Origin of the sequence: Herbaspirillum sp. AP02 (assembly GCF_015767275.1) — a bacterium.
In the GTDB taxonomy this organism is placed as follows: Bacteria; Pseudomonadota; Gammaproteobacteria; order Burkholderiales; family Burkholderiaceae_D; genus Herbaspirillum.
Map to the genome: position 1 here is coordinate 744,030 of NZ_JADWMY010000001.1, position 19,452 is coordinate 763,481.

The 19,452-nt window shown below is 59.4% G+C and carries 20 protein-coding genes, 3 tRNA genes and 1 riboswitch; of the genes, 4 read left to right on the plus strand and 19 right to left on the minus strand.

Annotated features, from left to right (window positions below; genetic code table 11):
- Positions 1–40 precede the first annotated feature (40 nt).
- From I5R65_RS03280 to thrS, 10 genes are all read right to left on the minus strand, one after another.
- Positions 41–1,123, minus strand: coding sequence for a choice-of-anchor A family protein (locus I5R65_RS03280; RefSeq protein ID WP_180668785.1), 1,083 nt, complete (start codon positions 1,121–1,123; stop codon positions 41–43).
- Positions 1,124–1,350: 227 nt separating this feature from the next.
- On the minus strand, positions 1,351–1,872 hold the full coding sequence (locus I5R65_RS03285; protein WP_180668786.1) for a GNAT family N-acetyltransferase: 522 nt from the start codon (positions 1,870–1,872) through the stop codon (positions 1,351–1,353).
- A 150-nt stretch (positions 1,873–2,022) separates the two neighbouring features.
- On the minus strand, positions 2,023–2,424 hold the full coding sequence (locus I5R65_RS03290) for a MerR family transcriptional regulator (protein ID WP_180668787.1): 402 nt from the start codon (positions 2,422–2,424) through the stop codon (positions 2,023–2,025).
- Positions 2,425–2,427: 3 nt separating this feature from the next.
- Positions 2,428–2,841, minus strand: a complete 414-nt coding sequence (locus I5R65_RS03295) for an integration host factor subunit alpha (protein WP_180668788.1) — start codon at positions 2,839–2,841, stop codon at positions 2,428–2,430.
- 64 nt (positions 2,842–2,905) lie between these two features.
- On the minus strand, positions 2,906–5,332 hold the full coding sequence (gene pheT / locus I5R65_RS03300; RefSeq protein ID WP_180668789.1) for a phenylalanine--tRNA ligase subunit beta: 2,427 nt from the start codon (positions 5,330–5,332) through the stop codon (positions 2,906–2,908).
- 66 nt (positions 5,333–5,398) lie between these two features.
- Positions 5,399–6,427 carry a phenylalanine--tRNA ligase subunit alpha gene (gene pheS, locus I5R65_RS03305; RefSeq protein WP_180668790.1) on the minus strand — a complete coding sequence of 343 codons (1,029 nt, stop codon included), beginning with the start codon at positions 6,425–6,427 and terminating at the stop codon, positions 5,399–5,401.
- Positions 6,428–6,618: 191 nt separating this feature from the next.
- The gene (gene rplT, locus I5R65_RS03310; protein ID WP_006712690.1) at positions 6,619–6,981 is read right to left on the minus strand and encodes a 50S ribosomal protein L20; all 363 of its coding nucleotides are present in this window, start codon (positions 6,979–6,981) and stop codon (positions 6,619–6,621) included.
- Positions 6,982–7,005: 24 nt separating this feature from the next.
- Positions 7,006–7,203, minus strand: a complete 198-nt coding sequence (rpmI, locus tag I5R65_RS03315; protein ID WP_006712688.1) for a 50S ribosomal protein L35 — start codon at positions 7,201–7,203, stop codon at positions 7,006–7,008.
- A gap of 264 nt (positions 7,204–7,467) precedes the next feature.
- Positions 7,468–7,989 carry a translation initiation factor IF-3 gene (gene infC, locus I5R65_RS03320; protein ID WP_075258054.1) on the minus strand — a complete coding sequence of 174 codons (522 nt, stop codon included), beginning with the start codon at positions 7,987–7,989 and terminating at the stop codon, positions 7,468–7,470.
- Between the two features lie 73 nt (positions 7,990–8,062).
- The gene (gene thrS / locus I5R65_RS03325) at positions 8,063–9,970 is read right to left on the minus strand and encodes a threonine--tRNA ligase (RefSeq protein WP_180668791.1); all 1,908 of its coding nucleotides are present in this window, start codon (positions 9,968–9,970) and stop codon (positions 8,063–8,065) included.
- A 373-nt stretch (positions 9,971–10,343) separates the two neighbouring features.
- Here thrS and I5R65_RS03330 point away from each other — a divergent pair, with 373 nt between their 5' ends.
- Positions 10,344–10,529 carry a hypothetical protein gene (locus I5R65_RS03330; RefSeq protein WP_180668792.1) on the plus strand — a complete coding sequence of 62 codons (186 nt, stop codon included), beginning with the start codon at positions 10,344–10,346 and terminating at the stop codon, positions 10,527–10,529.
- Between the two features lie 83 nt (positions 10,530–10,612).
- On the opposite strand, the gene I5R65_RS03335 is transcribed toward I5R65_RS03330, so the two are convergent.
- The 6 genes from I5R65_RS03335 to I5R65_RS03360 all read right to left on the minus strand — a co-directional run bounded on the left by I5R65_RS03335 (position 10,613) and on the right by I5R65_RS03360 (position 15,260).
- Positions 10,613–11,020: a response regulator gene (locus I5R65_RS03335; RefSeq protein WP_180668793.1), complete on the minus strand. Its 408-nt coding sequence runs from the start codon at positions 11,018–11,020 to the stop codon at positions 10,613–10,615.
- 312 nt (positions 11,021–11,332) lie between these two features.
- Positions 11,333–11,409 (minus strand) — tRNA-Val (locus tag I5R65_RS03340).
- Between the two features lie 102 nt (positions 11,410–11,511).
- Positions 11,512–11,588: transfer RNA gene (locus I5R65_RS03345), tRNA-Val, on the minus strand.
- A 125-nt stretch (positions 11,589–11,713) separates the two neighbouring features.
- Positions 11,714–13,966 carry a bifunctional (p)ppGpp synthetase/guanosine-3',5'-bis(diphosphate) 3'-pyrophosphohydrolase gene (locus tag I5R65_RS03350; RefSeq protein WP_180668794.1) on the minus strand — a complete coding sequence of 751 codons (2,253 nt, stop codon included), beginning with the start codon at positions 13,964–13,966 and terminating at the stop codon, positions 11,714–11,716.
- Positions 13,967–13,972: 6 nt separating this feature from the next.
- Positions 13,973–14,323 (minus strand): RidA family protein, encoded by a 351-nt coding sequence (locus I5R65_RS03355; RefSeq protein ID WP_180668795.1) that lies wholly within the window; start codon positions 14,321–14,323, stop codon positions 13,973–13,975.
- A gap of 70 nt (positions 14,324–14,393) precedes the next feature.
- Entirely contained in the window at positions 14,394–15,260 is an 867-nt protein-coding gene (locus I5R65_RS03360) for an alpha/beta fold hydrolase (protein ID WP_180668796.1), read from the minus strand.
- A 305-nt stretch (positions 15,261–15,565) separates the two neighbouring features.
- Here I5R65_RS03360 and I5R65_RS03365 point away from each other — a divergent pair.
- Positions 15,566–15,652 (plus strand) — tRNA-Leu (locus I5R65_RS03365).
- A 366-nt stretch (positions 15,653–16,018) separates the two neighbouring features.
- Positions 16,019–16,828 carry a hypothetical protein gene (locus tag I5R65_RS03370; RefSeq protein ID WP_180668797.1) on the plus strand — a complete coding sequence of 270 codons (810 nt, stop codon included), beginning with the start codon at positions 16,019–16,021 and terminating at the stop codon, positions 16,826–16,828.
- 96 nt (positions 16,829–16,924) lie between these two features.
- On the opposite strand, the gene I5R65_RS03375 is transcribed toward I5R65_RS03370, so the two are convergent.
- Entirely contained in the window at positions 16,925–17,098 is a 174-nt protein-coding gene (locus I5R65_RS03375) for a hypothetical protein (RefSeq protein ID WP_231395093.1), read from the minus strand.
- Between the two features lie 326 nt (positions 17,099–17,424).
- On the opposite strand from I5R65_RS03375, the gene I5R65_RS03380 reads away from it, so the two are divergent.
- On the plus strand, positions 17,425–17,979 hold the full coding sequence (locus I5R65_RS03380) for a DUF2242 domain-containing protein (RefSeq protein ID WP_180668799.1): 555 nt from the start codon (positions 17,425–17,427) through the stop codon (positions 17,977–17,979).
- Positions 17,980–18,108: 129 nt separating this feature from the next.
- Here I5R65_RS03380 and I5R65_RS03385 read toward each other — a convergent pair whose 3' ends face one another.
- Both I5R65_RS03385 and I5R65_RS03390 read right to left on the minus strand, forming a co-directional pair.
- Positions 18,109–18,420 carry a hypothetical protein gene (locus I5R65_RS03385; protein ID WP_180668800.1) on the minus strand — a complete coding sequence of 104 codons (312 nt, stop codon included), beginning with the start codon at positions 18,418–18,420 and terminating at the stop codon, positions 18,109–18,111.
- Between the two features lie 178 nt (positions 18,421–18,598).
- Positions 18,599–19,114 (minus strand): 6,7-dimethyl-8-ribityllumazine synthase, encoded by a 516-nt coding sequence (locus I5R65_RS03390; protein WP_180668801.1) that lies wholly within the window; start codon positions 19,112–19,114, stop codon positions 18,599–18,601.
- Between the two features lie 88 nt (positions 19,115–19,202).
- Positions 19,203–19,371, minus strand: a riboswitch (FMN riboswitch).
- Positions 19,372–19,452 lie beyond the last annotated feature (81 nt).

Genomic DNA, 19,452 nt, shown 5'->3' on the forward strand with positions numbered 1-19,452 from the left:
GTCTAGCGCATCACCACTATCCGCTTCGTGACTGCAGGCCTCAGGCTCCCAGTGCCACCGGCATGGGGACGTTTCTGCGACGCAGGGCCGCTGCGCCGATGACAACGGCCAGCCCAGCCAGCATCATCAGGTATTGCTCAGGCTCGGGAACCGGGGCCACGGCTGCCAGGTTGCCGGTGAAGGACTGCAGGTGCAGTTCGCCATTCTGGGTCAGGCTGTTGACGAACACGCCGCCTTCGATGTTCTGGTTATTGGTCAGACTGGCATGCGTGGCCAGGATGGTGCCGCCAAACTGATTGTTGATGGTGAGGCTGCTGGCGTTATAGAAGTTCCATACGATGGACTTGCCCAGCGACTGCGCTTGCCCGCCCAGGAAATTGGCGCCGATCACCGCCGAACTCACGCTCGAATTGATGATGATGGTACTGGCGCCATTGGCGGCGAAGGAGAATTCGCCCGCCGAGAACACCGAGGCGCTGGTGGTGTTATCCAGGTTGAAGACGGCAACGCCCTTGGCATTGGCGACGGCATTGAAGGTCGCCTTGTTGCCGCTGAGAGAGACCGTGCTATTGGCGACTGCGCCTTTGAGGGTGTTGGACAGCGCGCCGAGCGTGCTGCCGAAATTGGTGGAGCTGGCTGCATCGAAGTTGGTCTGCATCAGCGAGGACGGCGCGGACAGATGGCCACCATTGAAATTGCTACCGTTGCTGCCGCCAACCACATAGGCCGGTCCGTTCAGATTGCTATTGGAGACGGAGCCGCCGATGTAGCTGGAGCCGGTGTTGACCGTGGAATTGACCAGCGAGCCGCCGATAGCCGAGCCCAGACCATTGACGTGTACGTTGGTGGCGCTGCCCATGACGGTCAGGCCCGCGTAATTGGAGGCCGGGGTATCGCCGACGTGCTGTACATAATCGCCGCCGGTGAGCGAGCCGCCGATCCAGGCACGACCATCGACGTGGGAATTGGACGTGGCGCTACCGAGCACGACCAGGTTGAACTGCTGGAGCGCTTCGGCGCCGGTGAGCGAAGTCGTCGCCGCGTGTGCGGTTTCGGACAGGCCGAACGATAACAGCGGCGCGATAGCAAACGTGGCCAAGACCGACTTGGAACGACCAAACATGGAACCCCCGATTCGATAAAATGACGCCTGGTCAGATCCCTCACTGGCTCAGGCAAGAATTGATCGCGGCTGTCGCCGCGTAAATCTACACAAATAGTTGTAAATTTTTTATCAATTCTACGGGCGTAGTTGTCATTTGATCAAGTCGAAAAGTGAAGTTCTGCGATAGTGTGAAATATTTGCCACATTGACAACAATCAAGTTTCCCATCTCTTGATAGCTGCTTGCTAGCGGATGAGCTTGCTCATGTAACGGGCGCCATCACCGTAGCCGGCCAATGCGTCCAGCCCTTGCGGCGGGACTTCCAGGTCATCCTCGAATCCGGCGTTGTGCCAGTAGCCGCCGGATTCATGAACGGCCACCAGCGTCGCGCATGGCAGCGCGGTGGCACGGCCGAGGTGGTAGATCTCCTGAATCAGTGCAAGACCCAGGCCGGAGCCCCGCGCCTGCGGCAACAAAGCGACGTCGTGCAGGTGCAGGCAGTCGGCCTGTTCATCAATGACGTGCAACAACTGGTTCAAGGCTGGCGGATGGCCACGACGCGTCGGGTGCATGAAGGCGTAGCCGAGCACCACGGCCGCACCAGACAAGTCGCGCAGCCAGGCGATGCGGCATCCCTGCGGGAACAGGCTCAGGCGCTCGGCAAAGACTTCCGGCGCTTCGTAGTAACCGACGTGAACCTGCGCGGCGATGTCCATCACCTGCGGCAAGTCAGCCGCTTTCATCGGGCGCCACTGATAAGGGTTCATGGGTACTCTCCCCTGCCATCGATGTTGTTGCTGCGATGGGGTTGGAAGGAAACGCGCCGCACGGTGGTCAACGAGACCAGCGTGCGGCGCGTAGAAGCGTGATATCCGCCGGAACGGAGAAGACCTCGCGATCGGAACGATGCCAGCGGATTATGCTGCGGCACCTGGCTTGAGGCTCTCCAGCACGGCCAGCAACTCTGCACGCAGGCTGTCGATGGCGGCCTCGTCCAGACTGATGGCAGGAGGCTGCGGCTCTTCCGGTTGCTCGACCTCGTGGGTGCCATCGAGTTTGTTGCGGGCGCCACTGATGGTGAAGCCCTGCTCGTAGAGCAGTTCACGGATACGACGGATCAGCAGCACTTCGTGATGCTGGTAATAACGACGGTTGCCACGTCGCTTCACCGGCTTCAACTGGGTAAATTCCTGCTCCCAATAGCGCAACACGTGCGGCTTGACGCCACACAGCTCGCTGACCTCACCTATCGTGAAATAACGCTTGGCCGGGATGGGCGGCAGCACAATGGCCGCCGGCTTGTTGACACGTTCATTCATAGATTAGACGGACATTTCAACGGCACCGCCGCTGGAGAGTTCCACCATTTCCTTCAATTTCTGGCTGGCATGGAAGGTCACGACGCGACGCGCCGTGATCGGGATTTCCTCGCCAGTCTTGGGATTGCGGCCAGGCCGTTGCGGCTTGTCGCGCAGCTGGAAATTACCGAAGCCGGAAAGCTTGACGGCCTCGCCACGCTCGAGGGCGTTGCGGATCTCGTCGAAGAAGGTTTCCACCATGTCCTTGGCTTCGCGCTTGTTCAGACCGACCTGTTCGAACAAAAGTTCGGCCAGCTCGGCCTTGGTCAGCGTTGGCAGGTTCTTGTCGGCCTGCGAACGTGCCTGCGATTCCATCACAGCACGATGCAGATCGGCGTCCAGCACGGATTGAAATTCGTTCGAATTCACGTTGTTCATGGCGATGAATGACTGGGCCTCAACCGATTCCGGTCTGTAATTATTTTCGCTCTCGGACATCACGTCAGGCACGCAACCTGGCGCCAAGTCTGCTGCCCGCAGCGGCCACCAGCGCATTCACGGCAAGGTCGACCTTGTCATCCTGAAGGGTGTTTTGAGTATCTTGCAAGGTGCAGCGGAACGCAAGACTTTTTTCGTCGCTTTCCAGACCCTTGCCTTGATATTCGTCAAATAAAACAAGGGCTTGCAAGATAGCGCATGCGGGGTTGACCTGCTTTTCAGCAGTAAAAACATCCAGCAATTGCTGGGCGCCAATCGACTGTTTCACCACCAGGGCGATATCGCGGCTGACGGCGGGGAATTTGGAAATCTCGGTGTAGACCGGTAGGTCGCGCTGCTGCAGAGCATCGGCATCGACTTCGAAGACCACCGGTGCCAGCGGCAGCTCGTACTTCTGCTGCCACTTCGGATGCAATTCACCGATCACACCGATCACCTGCTCGCCCAGCAGCACGTGCGCGGTACGGCCCGGGTGCAGCGCCGGATGTTCTGCCTTAACGAAACGCAGGGTGCGCGGTGCGAACAGGGCCTCCAGATCGGCCTTGACGTCGAAGTAATCGACGTTGCGGCTGGACTGGCCCCATTGTTCTTCGGCCACCGGGCCGTAGGCCAGCGCAGCCACGCGTTTGGGCTGCTCGAAGCCAGCGACCGCCAGCGGACCATCAACGATATCGGCATTCTTGCGGAAGACGGCACCGGCTTCGAAGACACGAATGCGCGACGCCTTGCGGTTGACGTTGTAGCGCGCATTGGCCACCAGCCCGGCCATCAGCGAAGAGCGCATGACGCTCATCTGGCTGGCGATCGGATTGAGCAGCTTGATCGGATCGGTATTGCCGGCGAAGTCGGCTTCCCAGCCTGCTTCCACGAAGCTGAAATTGACCACTTCCTGATAGTCCTGATCCGCCAGCAGACGACGGATGGCGAACAGCGAGCGCGTGTTCTCCGGCGCGATGCACATGGCATTGGCGGCCACCGGCGGCAGTGCCGGGATATTTTCGAAGCCGTAGACGCGCGCGACTTCCTCGATCAGGTCTTCCTCGATCTCGATGTCGAAACGATAGGACGGCGGCGTGACCGAGAACAGGCCAGGCTGATAGTCAAAGGAAAGGCCCAGGCGCTTGAAGATGTCCGAGACCATCTCATCGGTGATCTCCACGCCGATCACCTTGGCCGCACGCGCAGTGCGCAGCGTGACAGGCTCACGCTTGGGCAGGTTGACGATCTGGTCGTCGATGGGGCCGACGCGGGTGTCGCTGGTGCCGCAGATTTCCAGCAGCAGCGCAGTAATGCGTTCGATGTGATCGACCACGGTGGCGAAGTCGACACCACGTTCGAAGCGATGCGCCGCATCGGTCGAAAAGTTGTAGCGACGTGCCCGGCCCTGGATCGCCTGCGGGAACCAGAAGGCAGCTTCCAGGTAGATGTTGCTGGTCTCCAGCGAGACTGCAGTGGCGTCACCGCCCATGATGCCGGCCAGGGATTCGATTTCCTTGTCGTCGGAGATCACGCCAACCCACTCATCGACTTCCACGGTATTGCCGTTGAGGAGCTTGAGCGATTCGCCCTTGCGCCCCCAGCGCACATCCAGGCCGCCATGGATCTTGTCGAGGTCGAACACGTGCGAGGGACGGCCCAGCTCCAGCATCACGTAGTTGGAGATATCCACCAGCGCCGAGATCGAGCGCTGACCGCTGCGTTCCAGGCGCTGCTTCATCCATTGCGGCGTAGCTGCCTTGGCATTGAGGCCACGGATGACGCGACCGGCGAAACGGCCGCACAACTCGGGCGCCGAAATGCGCACGGGCAGTTTCTCGTCGAGATTGACCGCCGCGGATTGATACACCGGTGCCTTCAGAGGGCTACCGGTCAGGGCTGACACTTCACGGGCCACGCCCAACACCGACAGGCAATCCGCCTTGTTGGGGGTGAGCTTGATGGTGAACTTCAGATCGTTCAGTTGCAGGTAGTCACGGAAGTTCTGGCCCACGGGTGCATCGTCGGGCAATTCCAGCAGGCCACCGTGATCTTCCGACAGCTTCAGTTCGCGCGCGGAGCACAGCATGCCCTGCGATTCCACGCCGCGCAGCTTGCCGACCTTGATTTCGAAGGGCTTGCCATCGGCACCCGGGGGCAGCACCGCACCCACCATGGCGCAAGGCACCTTGAGGCCGGCACGCACGTTGGGCGCGCCACAGACGATGTTCAGGATGGTACCGGTGTGCACGTTGACGCGGCATACGTTCAGGCGATCCGCGTCCGGGTGCTTGGTGACTTCCAGCACTTCACCCACCACCACATTGGTGAAGGGGGGCGCGACCGGCTCGACTTCCTCGACCTCCAGGCCGGACATGGTCAGCAGATGCGACAGTTCATCCGAGGTCATGGTCGGATTGACCATGGTACGCAGCCAGTTTTCAGAGAATTGCATGATTCAGACTTTCAGCTATCAGCCAGAGGCGCGTCGCGACATGGCGCGGCGCCCTTCTTGATCGGATTAATTGAATTGCTTCAGGAAGCGCAGGTCGCCTTCGTAGAACAGGCGCAGGTCATTGATGCCATAGCGCAGCATGGTCAGGCGCTCAAGGCCGGAGCCGAACGCGAAGCCAATGTACTGCTCGGGGTCCAGCCCCATGTTGCGCACCACGGTCGGATGCACCTGGCCTGCACCGGAGACTTCCAGCCAGCGCCCCTTGAGCGGACCGCTACCAAAGGCGATGTCAATTTCGGCCGAGGGTTCGGTAAAGGGGAAATAGGAGGGACGGAAACGCACCTGCAGGTCGTCAGTCTCGAAGAAGGCCTTGACGAAGTTGAGGTAGACGCCCTTGAGGTCGGCGAAGCTGATGTCCTCGGCGATCCACAGGCCTTCGACCTGGTGGAACATCGGCGAGTGGGTGGCATCGCTGTCCACGCGATAGGTACGGCCCGGGGCGATGACCTTGATCGGCGGCTTGTTCATGCGGGCGTAGCGCACCTGCATCGGACTGGTGTGGGTACGCAGCAGCAGGGGCTTGCCCTGGGTGTCGTTGCCTTCGATATAGAAGGTGTCCTGCATCGAGCGCGCCGGATGGTTCTCGGGGCTGTTCAATGCGGTGAAATTGGTCCAGTCGGTCTCGATCTCGGGACCGTCGGCGACATCGAAGCCGATGGAACGGAAGATTTCCTCGACGCGCTGCCAGGAGCGCATCACCGGATGGATACCACCCACGCCGCGACCACGACCAGGCAGGGTGACGTCGATGGCTTCCGCATTCAGGCGCGCCTGCATCTGGGCATTGGCCAGAGCATCGCGGCGTGCGGTCAGCGCGTTTTCGATCTGTTCCTTGGCGACGTTGATGATCGCCCCTTGTACCTTGCGTTCTTCCGGCGCCAGCTTGCCCAGCCCCTTCATCTGCTCGGTGATCTGGCCGGTCTTGCCGAGGTACTTGGCCTTGGCGTTTTCCAGTGCGGCGGCGTCGGGCGCGGCGGCGAAATCAGCCTGCGCCTGCGTGACCAGTTGGCCCAGGAGTTGGTCTAGGGGATTCATGCGGTAAGTCTCGCTCCAATCGAAAATCCGACGACGAAGTCGAAAAGGAAAAAAATCCACGAAACCGTGGATCAAAAACATACGGGGCATCGGTGTGACACCTCTGCCCCGCAGGATTTTGCAGCGCCGGCTGCTCGTCTGACTTGCGTCGTGGATGTTGCAGCCGGCTACCGCGTCAACACGCTGTCGATTTAGGCGGCAGCGATGTTGGCCTTCACCTGGTTGACGATGGCAGCGAATGCAGCCTTGTCGGTGACAGCCATATCGGCCAGGACCTTACGATCCAGTTCGATCGCAGCCTTCTTCAGGCCGTTCATGAACACGCTGTAGGTCACGCCGTGCGAACGCGCAGCGGCGTTGATACGGGCGATCCACAGTGCGCGGAACACGCGCTTCTTGTTACGACGGTCACGGTACGCGTACTGACCAGCGCGCATGACTGCTTGCTTGGCGATACGGTAGACGTTTTTGCGACGGCCGCGGTAACCCTTGGCGAGTGCGAGGACTTTCTTGTGGCGGGCACGTGCTGTTACCCCACGTTTGACTCTAGGCATAGTAGCTCCTTAGTGTAGGTGAGGTTAAGCGAACGGCAGCATTGCGCGAACGGAATTCAGGTTCGTCTCATGGACGCCCTCGGTACCGCGCAGTTGACGCTTGTTCTTGGTGGTCTTCTTGGTCAGGATGTGACGCTTGAAGGCTTGACCGCGCTTGACGGTACCGCCCGGGCGCACGCGAAAACGTTTCTTCGCGCTGCTCTTCGATTTCATCTTAGGCATAGCAACTCTGTCCTTCCGGACAGCTCCATTTTTTGATGATTGCAGGTGGCCGCAAATACTCGCTGCTCTTTGATGCCTGCTCTCACTTATTTGACAGCGGGTAATCCCGCTGCTTTTGCCTGACACAGTCGCCTGCGCCCTGCAAATCCTTTGTCGGCCCTACGCTGCCGCGGCTTTCGCGGCATGGACGACACCGGAGAGATGTCGTCCTGATACGGCTAACTGCTTGAAACTGAATAACTGAACAAGAATGATGAAAAAGATTTATTTCTTTTTCTTCGGCGCCAGGACCATGATCATCTGGCGACCTTCCATCTTGGGAAACTGCTCGACCTGACCGTAGGGCTCCAGATCCGCTTTCAGACGCTCCAGCACGCGCATGCCGATTTCCTGGTGAGCCATTTCACGGCCGCGGAAACGCAGCGTGATCTTGGTCTTGTCACCCTCTTCCAGGAACTTGGTCAGGTTACGCAGCTTGATGTTGTAATCGCCATCATCGGTACCCGGACGGAACTTGACTTCCTTGACCTGGATGACCTTCTGCTTGAGCTTGGCCTCGTGCGCCTTCTTCTGTTCCTGGTACTTGAACTTGCCGTAGTCCATCAGGCGGCAGACAGGAGGTTGCGCGGTGGGCGCAATCTCGACCAGATCGACTTCGGCCTCTTCGGAAAGCCGTAAGGCTTCGGCCAGGCTCACGATGCCCAACGGCTCGTTTTCAACACCCGAAAGGCGTACTTCCGGCGCAGTGATCTCGCGGTTGAGGCGATGCGACTTGTCAGTAGCTATTGCAGTTTCCTTTTAAAATCCAATAAATTAAGCCGTGCTCTTGCGCTGGGAGGAAGCCCTAGGCTTCCCCGACTCAGGCTTTGGCGGCAACCTCATCCTTGAGGCGCTCCACCAAGGTGTCGATGGACATGACGCCCAGATCGACATTGCCCCGCGCACGCACGGCCACAGTGTTTGCATCCCGTTCTTTATCGCCGACAACCAAGATATAGGGCGGCTTCTGAATAGAATGCTGCCGTATTTTATAGGTAATCTTTTCGTTGCGCAAATCGGTCTCTACCCTAAACCCTTGTTTTTTCAGCGTTTGTGCAACGTTTTGCACATAATCCACTTGCGCGTCGGAAATATTCAGGATGACAACTTGTGTTGGCGCCAGCCACAAAGGCATCGCGCCAGCATGGTTTTCGATCAGGATGGCGATGAAACGCTCCAGCGAACCGACGATGGCCCGGTGCAACATCACAGGTACCTTGCGGTTGTTGTCCTCGGTGACATACTCGGCACCCAGGCGGGCTGGCATCGAGAAGTCCACCTGCATGGTGCCGCACTGCCAGGAGCGACCGATGGAGTCCTTCAGGTGGTATTCGATCTTGGGACCATAGAAAGCGCCCTCACCCGGCAACTCCTCCCACTCCGAACCGGAGGCACGGATGGCTTCGCGCAGGGCGTTCTCGGCCTTGTCCCAGACTTCCTCGGCACCGATGCGCTTTTCCGGACGCAGCGCAAGCTTCACCGCGACTTCCTTGAAACCGAAGCAATCGTAGACTTCACGCACCACGCGATTGAAGGCGGCCACCTCTTCCTGGATCTGGTCTTCGGTACAGAAGATGTGACCGTCATCCTGGGTAAAGCCACGCACGCGCATCATCCCGTGCAGCGCGCCCGAGGGCTCGTTGCGGTGGCACTGACCGAATTCGCCGTAGCGCAGCGGCAGGTCGCGGTAGCTGTGCAGGCCAGAGTTGAAAATCTGGATGTGGCCCGGGCAGTTCATCGGCTTGAGCGCGTAGGCCCGGTTTTCCGATTCGGTCGTGAACATGTTTTCACGATAGTTTTCCCAGTGGCCGGTCTTTTCCCACAGCGAACGATCCAGAATCTGCGGTGCCTTCACTTCCTGGTAGCCGTTGTCCTGGTAGACACGACGCATGTATTGCTCGACCTGCTGCCAGATGGTCCAGCCCTTGGGATGCCAGAAGATCAGGCCCGGCGCCTCATCCTGGAAATGGAACAGGTCCAGTGCGCGACCCAGCTTGCGGTGGTCGCGCTTCTCAGCCTCTTCCAGCATGTGCAGGTAGGCTTCCTGGTCTTCCTTCTTGGCCCAGGCGGTACCGTAGACGCGCTGCAGCATCTCGTTGTTGGAGTCGCCACGCCAGTAGGCGCCAGCCAGCTTCATCAGCTTGAACACCTTGAGCTTGCCGGTCGAGGGCACGTGAGGGCCGCGGCACAGGTCGGTGAAGCTGCCCTCGGTATAGAGCGAGACATCCTCGTTCTGCGGAATGGAAGCGATGATCTCGGCCTTATAGGCTTCACCGATGGATTTAAAGTACGCCACCGCCTCATCGCGCGGCAGCACCTTGCGGGTCACCGGCTCATCCTTCTTCACCAGCTCGGCCATCTTCTTTTCGATGGCCTGCAGGTCTTCCGGAGTGAAGGGGCGCTTGTAGGAGAAGTCGTAGTAGAAACCGTTGTCGATGACCGGACCAATGGTGACCTGGGCGTCAGGGAACAGCTCCTTGACCGCATAGGCCAGCAGGTGGGCGGTGGAGTGACGGATCACCTCCAGGCCATCGGCATCCTTGTCGGTGATGATGGCCAGGTCCGCATCCTTGTCGATCAGGTAGGAGGTATCGACCAGCTTGCCATCGACGCGGCCGGCCAGGGCCGCCTTGGCCAGACCGGTGCCGATGTTGGCGGCGACCTGCGCCACGGTGACCGGGTTGTCGAACTGGCGTTGCGAACCATCGGGAAGACGAACTGAAACCATTTTGCACTCCATGTCGGCAGCGTGGCTGCCTTGCCTATTGAGGGTAATTACGGGTTAGCTAAGTGGATTAGCGAAAAGACGGACGAAAAAAAACGCGGACCAGCCGCGCTTTTTCAAAGGACGAAAAAGAACCCGACTAGCGTCGCGTGAAAACCTCGGTGGTAGTTCGCGGTGTCATAACCGGTTTGCCTTTCTCGCTCTTACAGATGGGGATGCATTGATATTCGGGAAGTCGCCACCCGAAGGCAACCTCAACCATAGCTCGCTATTATAGCAAATTCCCTCGACCATCGACACAACTTACCCGCGCTCCAGTACACGCAGAGGAACGCCGCCGTGCTAGCATCCAAGTCCACAGAGGGAGACCAGCATCATGTCGGACCAGAAGAATCACACCGAGCACCAGACCGTGATCAACAACCGGGAATACACCCTGCAGAGCCGCACCGTGGAACTGGAGAACGGCGAACGCCATGACGAATACCGCGTGCTGCTGGATGGGGATGTCATCAAATCCTGGACGCGCGGCGATGTCGCCCGCTACTTCGGCCTGACCTGACACCCCTCCCCACCCGGATTGAAAACAAAAAAACGGCATCCACAGATGCCGTTTTCATTTCACAACCTATCCCACCCTGCGCATCATGCCTTGGCAAGGTTGGCACGTCGCGCCAGGATCTTCTCGATCTTATCCTTCAGCGTCGCCGCATTGAAAGGCTTGACGATATAACCATCTGCACCGGACTGCGCGGCTTCGACGATGTTTTCCTTTTTCGCCTCGGCGGTAATCATCAACACCGGCAGATGCGCCATCGATGGCGTGGCGCGAATCTTCTTGAGCAGGGTCAGACCATCCATGCCCGGCATGTTCCAGTCGGTCAACACGAAGGTGACCGGCATGGCACCCGCCTCCAGGATCTTCAGGGCGGTCGTACCATCGTCGGCCTCCACCATCTTGGTGTATTCAAGTTCCTTCAGCAGGCCGCTGACAATACGACGCATCGTCGAAAAGTCATCAACCACGAGGAAATACTGATCATCTGCCGCCATAGGAAAATTCGTTCATCCGTAAGAATATGAGTTTGAGGAGCAAACTCACAAAAAATTCGAGGCAAGTGTAAAGCATTTTTAGATGCTTTCGCGAAACATATGTCACGCCTACACGTAAAACACTTCGTCGACATGCAGATCCATCCTCCACCCTCTCGCATAATGAGAACAAAAAGCGAAAGACAAGAGCGCCGCGGAAGTTCAGAAAATGAGGGAAATAGGGACTGAAAAGCAAAAAAGGAAGCCGCCAATGCGCTTCCTTTTGCGTTTCTACTTCGCCAATCCATCCGCTCGCCACTGCAACAGAAGAATTGGTAGGCACGATTGGACTCGAACCAACGACCCCTACCATGTCAAGGTAGTGCTCTAACCAGCTGAGCTACGCGCCTATCGAAGAATTACAGATGAGAAAACAAAAAAGGAAGCCAAGAATGCGCCTCCTTTTCAGTTGGCTTCGCCCCAACCCAACATCCCCAGAAGGGAAGAAAGATTGGTAGGCACGATTGGACTCGAACCAACGACCCCTACCATGTCAAGGTAGTGCTCTAACCAGCTGAGCTACGCGCCTAACGAAGAAGCGAGAGTATAGGAGGCTTTTCAAAATTTGCCAAGAGGTAAATGATGAAAAATTAAAATAATTCCCCCTTCCTCCTAACACTCCCCCGCAGGCGGAACCTAACCTGCTCGGACCCGCTACTGCCGTTTGGCCTCGATCACGCCCTTCACATCGCGAATCACTGTCAGGGCTTTCTGCAACTGTTCGGTCGAGCCGATCTCGGCTGTAAAGGCCATGCGCGCATGGCCCTTTGCACTCTGCGTACTCACACCGATCACATTGATCTTGTCGCGCAGGAAGATGTCGGAAATATCACGCAGCAAACCCTGGCGATCACTGGCCAGCACGAAGATATCGACCGGATAGACCGTATCCCGCGCCGGCGCGCCCCAGGTCGTCTGAATCACCCGCTCGGGGGCATGCGAGGCCATCTCGGCGAAATTCTTGCAGCTCACCCGATGGATCGACACCCCCTTGCCCCGCGTGACGAAGCCGGCAATCACATCCGGCGGTGCCGGCTTGCAGCAGCGCGCCAGTTGCGTCAGCAGACCATCGGTGCCGACCACCAGCACGCCGGACTTGGCGCCCTGCACGATGCTGGAGGCGCGACTCTTGCGGGTGATCAGCGCCTCGTCGTCGATCTCGGGCTTCTTGTCCTGACCTTCATGCAAAGCCTGCTCGACATGACGCAGGCTGAACTCTTCCTTGGCCAGCGACAGGCACAGGTCGTCCACCTTGGCAAAACCCAGCTTCTGCGCCAGCTCTTCCAGGTTGACGGCGGTCTTGCCTTCGCGCTGCAGGGTCTTTTCCAACAGGCCGCGACCGACCGACAAGGTTTCCTGCTGCTCGATGGCGTTGAACCAGGCGCGGATCTTGGAACGGGTACGTGAGCTGGCGGCATAATCGGGGCTCAGCCAGTCGCGCGAAGGCCCGACTCCCGCACCGCTCTTGGCCGTGATGATCTCGACTGTCTGGCCGTTCTTGAGCACGGTATTCAACGGCACCATGACACCGTCGACCCGGGCGCCGCGGCAGCGATGACCCACATCGCTGTGCAGGTGGTAGGCGAAATCGATGGGCGTGGCACCACTGGGCAGCTCGATCACCCGCGCCTGGGGTGTGAGCACGTAGATGCGCTCATCCAGGGTGGCCGACTTGAGCTTTTGCACCCAGTCGCGTCGGACCTCTTCCTGATCCACAACAGCGTCGGTTACTTCATTTTTCCAGGCCAGAAGCTGACGCAGCCAGGCAATCTTCTCGTCGTATTTCTGCGCCGAGAAATTGGAGCCGCCACTTTCCTTGTAGCGCCAATGCGCGGCCACGCCGTATTCGGCAAAGTGATGCATCTCGTGCGTACGGATCTGCACTTCCAGGGCGCGGCCATCCTCGGCCAGCACCACGGTGTGCAGGGACTGGTAGCCGTTCTGCTTGGGACGCGAAATGTAGTCGTCGAACTCTTCGGGGATCGGGGTCCAGATATCGTGCACGATGCCCAGCACCGCGTAGCAGGTCTTGACGTCATCGACGATGACCCGGAAAGCGCGCACGTCGTAGAGCTCGGAAAAGTCGATCGACTTGCCGCGCATCTTGTTCCAGATACTGTAGATGTGCTTGGGCCGACCACTGACCTCGGCCCGGATATCCTGGGCTGCCATTTCCGAGCGCAGGCGCGCAATCGCGCTGGCCACGAAGGCTTCGCGCTCCAGGCGCTTTTCTTCCAGCATCTTGGCGATGCGCTTGTAGGTCTGCGGTTCCAGGAAGCGGAAGGACAGGTCCTCCAGCTCCCACTTCAGTTGCCAGATACCCAGCCGGTTGGCCAGCGGCGCATAGAGGTCGAAGGTCTGGCGCGCATACTGGGCGCTGGCCTCGTTCTCCTGCTTGGTTTCGGCAAAGTAGCGCAAGGTGGCCACCCGCGAGGCCAGGCGCACCAGCACGGCGCGCATGTCGGTGGCCATGGCCAGCAGCATCTTGCGCAAGGTTTCCACCTGCGCAGCCGCCTGCTGGGCCGCATTCTTGCCGCGCAGGACCTCCTGGTTCTGCGGCTGGAAGCTGAGGCTATGGAAGCGCATCAACTGGCGCACATTGCCCACCAGCTCGGCGATCTCCTTGCCGAAGCGCTCTTCCAGCTTTTCTTCCAGCTCCGGATGCAGCATCTGCGCCTCGAAGGCCAGGCCGGCGATGCGGGTGGCGGCGTCGACATTGAGCGCGGTCAGCACCGTGGCCACGGAAACCGCGAATTGCAAGGCGTTCTGCCCGGACAGGATCTGCCTGTCGGCATACAACGGTTCGAGTTCGGCCAGTGCCTGCTCGACCCGCACCACATCCTCGGGGGCAAGGCCGGCGGTGATCGCCGCCAGGCCTTCACCCTGTGTACTTGCTACCGAAACCATAAGCGATTACTTCTGTGCGGCGACGATGATGATTTCCACCAGCAGTTCAGGACGGGCCAGCTTGGCTTCGACGGTGGCACGCGGCGGCGCGTTGCCGGGGGCCACCCATTCGTCCCAGACCGAATTCATGCCGGCAAAATCCTTCACATCGGACAGGAAAATCTGGCACGACAGGATCTTGGTCTTGTCGCTGCCGGATTCGGCCAGCAGGCGGTCGATATGGCCCAGCACTTCACGGGTCTGGCCTTCGATGTTCTGGGTAGCGTCTTCGGCAATCTGGCCAGCCAGGTAGACGGTGCCATTGTGGATGGCCACTTCGGAGAGGCGCTTGCCGACGTGCAGGCGTTGAATGGGCATGGGATTTTCCTTATAGATGAGGCCGGTTCCGCAGAACCGGCGCATGATAAAAATTTACCGGGTTGAACACTCAACCCAGCAGAAACTGACGGGCCACCTCGATTTGCGGGGCATGCATGAAGGTCGGTGCATGACCGACCTCGGGCAACTCCACCAGCGTGGCCTTGGGACCGCGACGAGTCATCTCCTGCGCCACCTCGGGCAGCAGCAGGTCTGACTGGGCACCGCGCACCAGCAGCGTCGGACAGGCAACGGCGTCATAGGCGGCCCACAGCATCTTCTCGCCGGCGCTGGCCGCTTCCGGCGTGGTGAGCTTGAACGGCACCGCCAGCGCCAGATCGTAATGGCGCACCCACTTGCCGTCCCCGTTCTGTCGCAGCACATCCCTGGCCAGCTTGTGCCACTCTTCATCACTGTGATGACCAAAGCTGGCCGAGATGGTACGAATGTACTGCGCAGCCTCTTCGAAACTGTCGAAACGCACATCCTGGCCAATGTAGTCACCGATACGCGCCAGCGCCGCACCATTGATGGAGGGGCCGATATCGTTGAGCACCAGGCGTCGGATCGGATTGCCTGGCAGCGAGGCCAGTACCATGCCGATCAGCCCGCCCATGGACGTACCGAACCAGTCCACGATCTCGGCGTCGGCCCGCGCCAGCAGCGTGACCATGTCGCTGACGTATTGCGGCACCGCATAGAACTGCGGATTGGCCAGGCGCCCGGAGCGTCCGCGACCGACCACATCGGGGCAGATCACGCGGTAGGTATCGCACAGCTCACGGGCCATGCGATCGAAATCATCGGAGACCCGCGTCACCCCATGCACGCACACCAGTACATTGGGATTGCGGGCATCGCCCCATTCCTTGTAGGCCATGGTATGCAGCCCGGCGGGTGAGATGCATTGCACTGTCTTGACTACGGCTTCAGTCATGATGACGGCTTTTCTGGTGAAAGAAGTCGTCATTCTACTATCTCGAACCGGCTTCTCGTCCGGAAAAGGCTTACTTTGCCCCCGGTAGAATGCTCTCACGCGCACCCGAATGAACAGGGTCGGCGTACCGGAGAAGAGCACCCGGGAAGTAGCGCCATTTCCTTAGGAAAAAATCCATATCGCAACATAAGTCGCTGCTATAATGCCTGCCTTTTCGGCGGCCATTGCCGACAACGCTGATGTCCTGGCGATCGTCACGACAGATCAACCGGGGTGCATGCGCACTGCCAGGCTGATGTCGCACCGGGGGTATGGTGAAATTGGTAGACACAAGGGACTTAAAATCCCTCGGCTGCAAGGCCTTGTCGGTTCGATTCCGACTACCCCCACCAGAGGTTTACAGCAATGCGGCTCCGCAATTGCTGGCAGCGGACTGAGCCAACGCCGCCGCTCCCCAACAATCCCGCCTCCCATGCTGGCCACGCGCCAAAGCGTGTCAGCGCTCAGGGCGAGCTTGGCTTTTCTTTTCCGGTAGCGTCCACCCAGAAACATTTCCGTTCAGAAATTCGCGTTAATATAGGCAATTATTTTCCATTCAACGGGCCACCGGAAAAGAAAACCCGTCCGATTTCAGCATGAATACCGCTCCCACCGCCCCACCCTCGCCAGCCCCCGACGCAACGGGGCCCGATGGGCAAGCCGAGGACTCGCCGACACCTCCGCCGACGTCTCCGTCAACGCCATCAGTAGTGCCTATCATGGCTTACGCCGCACTGATCAGCGCGGGGATGATGTGCATCTGGATGCTTCTGCTGGGCCGGTACTACTGGAATGTCGCCACGTCTTCCCTGCCGCTCCCGGTCAGGTCACAGGCCATCATCGCGATCGTGTCCCTGATCCTTTGCCTGATCTTCAACCCGCTGCTGGCATGGGGATTCCTCGCGGCGAAAAAGTGGGCGCGCCTCATGTTCTACACCAGCCTGATCATATTTCCGCTTCCGTTGCTGACGCCCATGATGGCATCGAACCTGAAGTGGGCGTATGTCCTGGCCCTATTTCCTTTCGTCGCAGGGCTGCTCTACATGATCACGCGCAAGGAGGTCGCGCAGTATTTCAGCCAGGCCCCGGTGCGCACCAAGCCGCAATACTCCCGTGCGGAAAAGACCAGGCGGGCGTTGCGCAGCAGCCTGTACGTGGTCGCCGGCATCGTCCTGGTACTGAGCTTTCATGGCATTGCCACCGGATTGGGACATTTTTATCCCCAGCTCCGCGGGATGGAAAACCTGAGCTTTCTGGCGCTGCCCGTCTTGCTGGTTGCCGAGGGACTGGGCGCATCGCCTGGCGCCCCGGGTCGCTTGTTCAATTTAAGCGCCAGTCTGACGCTGGCCATGGGGCCGAACGCCGTCCTGAATTGTTTGATTACCCTGCCGGGTACATCAGCGGCATATCAGCTTCATCAGCGAAACTGGGCATTGGGATTGGCGAGCTTGGCGGCCATGCTGTACTACCTGAAGCGCCGGCAACGACGTCAGATGCCAGCAGCCACTGAAGACACCGAGCACTCTTGATGTCGGCATGATGTGTGTGGGAAGGGGGAAGGAAAACGATGAGCCGATATCAGCCTGGTCAGGCGACGTGCTCCACCCGTGCAGCCCGGCGTGGCATCAGCGCTTGAGCAACTCCAGCGCATCTTCGGCCACGCTACGCAGATTGGTGATGGTGGCGTTGAGATCGGCCAGTTCAGCCGCAGTGGGCGGCTGATCCATGCCGTTCTTGACCAGCGAGGCCTTGATGATCGTGGCAGCCATCTGCCACGCAGCCTTATTGTGTGCATCCACCAGCTCCTTCTGAATGCGCTCCAATTCCGCTTTCTGATTTTTATCCATTATCCTTGACGAGGCCGTATGCGAATTTGCCCAGCACGCTGTGCAGATCCATGATCGTCCCGATGGAAGACCACTCCCTTGAATCGTCTAACATTACTTTCAGTCAGGCAATTTCACAAGTGATTTTACCTTCACGCAACTGACTTGCGGGCAGCTTCACATCTGTTCTCACTAGGTGATAACTTTTCTGTTACCGATCTTTACCATCTGCCCAAACCCTGGGGTGGGCGAATCCTTTACAATTCAGCCACCGTTTTCTGTCGCCGGAGATTTGCCGCATGTCGCGCCCGTGTCTTTCTGTTCCGCTTACCCTGATCGTTGCCTTCGGCCTGAGCGCCTGCGCCAGCGGCAAGACCGCTTTCTATCACCAGGAAGAGTTCAGCGATACCAGCGCCTTCTCGCGCAGCTTCCCCGGTAGCGAGAAGGCGGTCTGCGAGGCCGCGCGCCGCGCCTTGCTGGGCCAGGGCTATGTCATCAGCCGCTCCACCGACAACACCATGGACGGCAACAAGAGCTTCCAGCCGGCCAGCGACAAGCACATGGAAATCGCTTTTCACGTCGTCTGCGCCTCCAATGGCAACGGCAAGAGTTCCACCATGTTCGCCAGCGCCACCCAGGATGGCTATGGCATCAAGAAGAGCAACAGTTCGGCCAGCCTTGGGGTCAGCGTGCTGGGCTCGGTGTCGATGCCCTTCGCTGCCAGCGACGACTCCATGGTGCGCGTCTCCAGCGAGACCATCCGCTCGCCCGATTTCTACGACCGTTTCTTCGGCGCGGCAGAGCGCTATCTGCTGGTCGACGTCGACGACGAAGCCGCTCCGGCCAAGAAGTAAGCCGAGCACAGGCGCCAGGCTCACCACTCCCGGCGCAAGGTTCACATCGCGGATACGACAATGGCGGCCTCGGCCGCCATTTTTTTCGCCGGCACACCCCACGTCACCAGGGGTAGCCTGTCCCCGACATCAACGATGCCAGTAACCCGGCGGCGGCGGCGGGCGATGCCAGTGGCGGTGATGGTGTCCACGGTAATAGCCCGGAGCCACATAGACCGGTGGCGGACCGTAATAGACCGGCGCCGGGCGGACATAGACCGGCGGCGGCGGTGCGTACACGGGTGCAGGCTGCACGTAGACCGGCTGCGGAGCCACGTAGGCGCCCGGCACGCCGATGTTCACGCCGATCGAGACATGTCCGGCCATTGCCGGAGCGGCCGACAGCCCGGCTACGGCAGCGAAGATGGCCAGGCCGGCCATCAGGGGAATCGACTTTTTCACGGTAGCTCCTCGTTGTTCTGGATTACGTAGCGTGAATATAGCCCGCCAATCCTGACAACTCTAGGCCAAAGCCGTAAGGGTTGTAAGCAAATGCTTCACAATCATTAAGAAAAATGTGAACAGATATTTGAACCCAATGCCCTTCCGCACGTGGCCTGTGCGCGCCGGCCAAGCTTATTCAAGCCGCGTTCAGGCTGTGACGTACAGCCTCGGCAGCACGCACCTCGGCGAGCTTGGCCACGGTGGTGGCGCAAGCCTGTGCCGCTTCCTTGCCCTTGACCAGGAAATGCTCATGGAAATAGCTGTGGTGCTCGCCATGGGAATGGAAGTGATGCGGCGTCAAGACGGCCGAGAAGACCGGCACTTCGGTATCAAGCTGCACCTGCATCAGCGCCGAAATGACCGACTGTGCCACGAAGTCGTGACGGTAGATGCCACCGTCCACCACCAGGCCGCTGGCGACGATGCCGGCATACTTGCCGGTCTTGGCCAATACCTTGGCATGCAGGGGGATTTCGAAGGCGCCGGGCAGTTCGAAGAAATCGATGCTGCCGGTCGGCCAGCCGAGTGCAGCCATTTCAGCGGTGAAGGCGATACGGCACTGATCGACGATATCCTTGTGCCAGCAAGCCTGGATGAAGGCGATACGTTGACCGTGGTGGGAAGAAACGGCAGAAAGATGCGATTGCGACATGGTTCAGGACTCCTGTTTGATGTTTAAACAGGGCGTTGGAATGCACGGCCGCAGGCAGACTGCTCACGCAGGGCTGCCATGCCAGACATTCCGTTCTCTTTCATCCGGACTATGACCGTCGGCCCCGGGATCACACCGGGTCTGCTGACCCCGTCCCGCCACGATGGCAGGCCGGGCGCTCGCGGGCTACAGGCGAAGTCGGGTGACCTCGCCTGATTACCGCCGGTGGGGAGTTTCACCCCGCCCCGAGAACTTGTTGCTGCGCAGCAGACAGTGAGCCCGCCACCGCAGCAGCCGCGACTTTAGCACGCATGGAAAATTGCTGCAGGCCACCGGCG

Excerpts from the sequence above, each read along its gene's own strand:
- I5R65_RS03280 (WP_180668785.1), bottom strand. The coding sequence starts at position 1,123 with ATGTTTGGTCGTTCCAAGTCGGTCTTGGCCACGTTTGCTATCGCGCCG.
- I5R65_RS03285 (WP_180668786.1), bottom strand. The coding sequence starts at position 1,872 with ATGAACCCTTATCAGTGGCGCCCGATGAAAGCGGCTGACTTGCCGCAG.
- I5R65_RS03290 (WP_180668787.1), bottom strand. The coding sequence starts at position 2,424 with ATGAATGAACGTGTCAACAAGCCGGCGGCCATTGTGCTGCCGCCCATC.
- I5R65_RS03295 (WP_180668788.1), bottom strand. The coding sequence starts at position 2,841 with ATGAACAACGTGAATTCGAACGAATTTCAATCCGTGCTGGACGCCGAT.
- pheT (WP_180668789.1), bottom strand. The coding sequence starts at position 5,332 with ATGCAATTCTCTGAAAACTGGCTGCGTACCATGGTCAATCCGACCATG.
- pheS (WP_180668790.1), bottom strand. The coding sequence starts at position 6,427 with ATGAATCCCCTAGACCAACTCCTGGGCCAACTGGTCACGCAGGCGCAG.
- rplT (WP_006712690.1), bottom strand. The coding sequence starts at position 6,981 with ATGCCTAGAGTCAAACGTGGGGTAACAGCACGTGCCCGCCACAAGAAA.
- rpmI (WP_006712688.1), bottom strand. The coding sequence starts at position 7,203 with ATGCCTAAGATGAAATCGAAGAGCAGCGCGAAGAAACGTTTTCGCGTG.
- thrS (WP_180668791.1), bottom strand. The coding sequence starts at position 9,970 with ATGGTTTCAGTTCGTCTTCCCGATGGTTCGCAACGCCAGTTCGACAAC.
- I5R65_RS03330 (WP_180668792.1), top strand. The coding sequence starts at position 10,344 with ATGTCGGACCAGAAGAATCACACCGAGCACCAGACCGTGATCAACAAC.
- I5R65_RS03335 (WP_180668793.1), bottom strand. The coding sequence starts at position 11,020 with ATGGCGGCAGATGATCAGTATTTCCTCGTGGTTGATGACTTTTCGACG.
- I5R65_RS03350 (WP_180668794.1), bottom strand. The coding sequence starts at position 13,966 with ATGGTTTCGGTAGCAAGTACACAGGGTGAAGGCCTGGCGGCGATCACC.
- I5R65_RS03355 (WP_180668795.1), bottom strand. The coding sequence starts at position 14,323 with ATGCCCATTCAACGCCTGCACGTCGGCAAGCGCCTCTCCGAAGTGGCC.
- I5R65_RS03360 (WP_180668796.1), bottom strand. The coding sequence starts at position 15,260 with ATGACTGAAGCCGTAGTCAAGACAGTGCAATGCATCTCACCCGCCGGG.
- I5R65_RS03370 (WP_180668797.1), top strand. The coding sequence starts at position 16,019 with ATGGCTTACGCCGCACTGATCAGCGCGGGGATGATGTGCATCTGGATG.
- I5R65_RS03380 (WP_180668799.1), top strand. The coding sequence starts at position 17,425 with ATGTCGCGCCCGTGTCTTTCTGTTCCGCTTACCCTGATCGTTGCCTTC.
- I5R65_RS03390 (WP_180668801.1), bottom strand. The coding sequence starts at position 19,114 with ATGTCGCAATCGCATCTTTCTGCCGTTTCTTCCCACCACGGTCAACGT.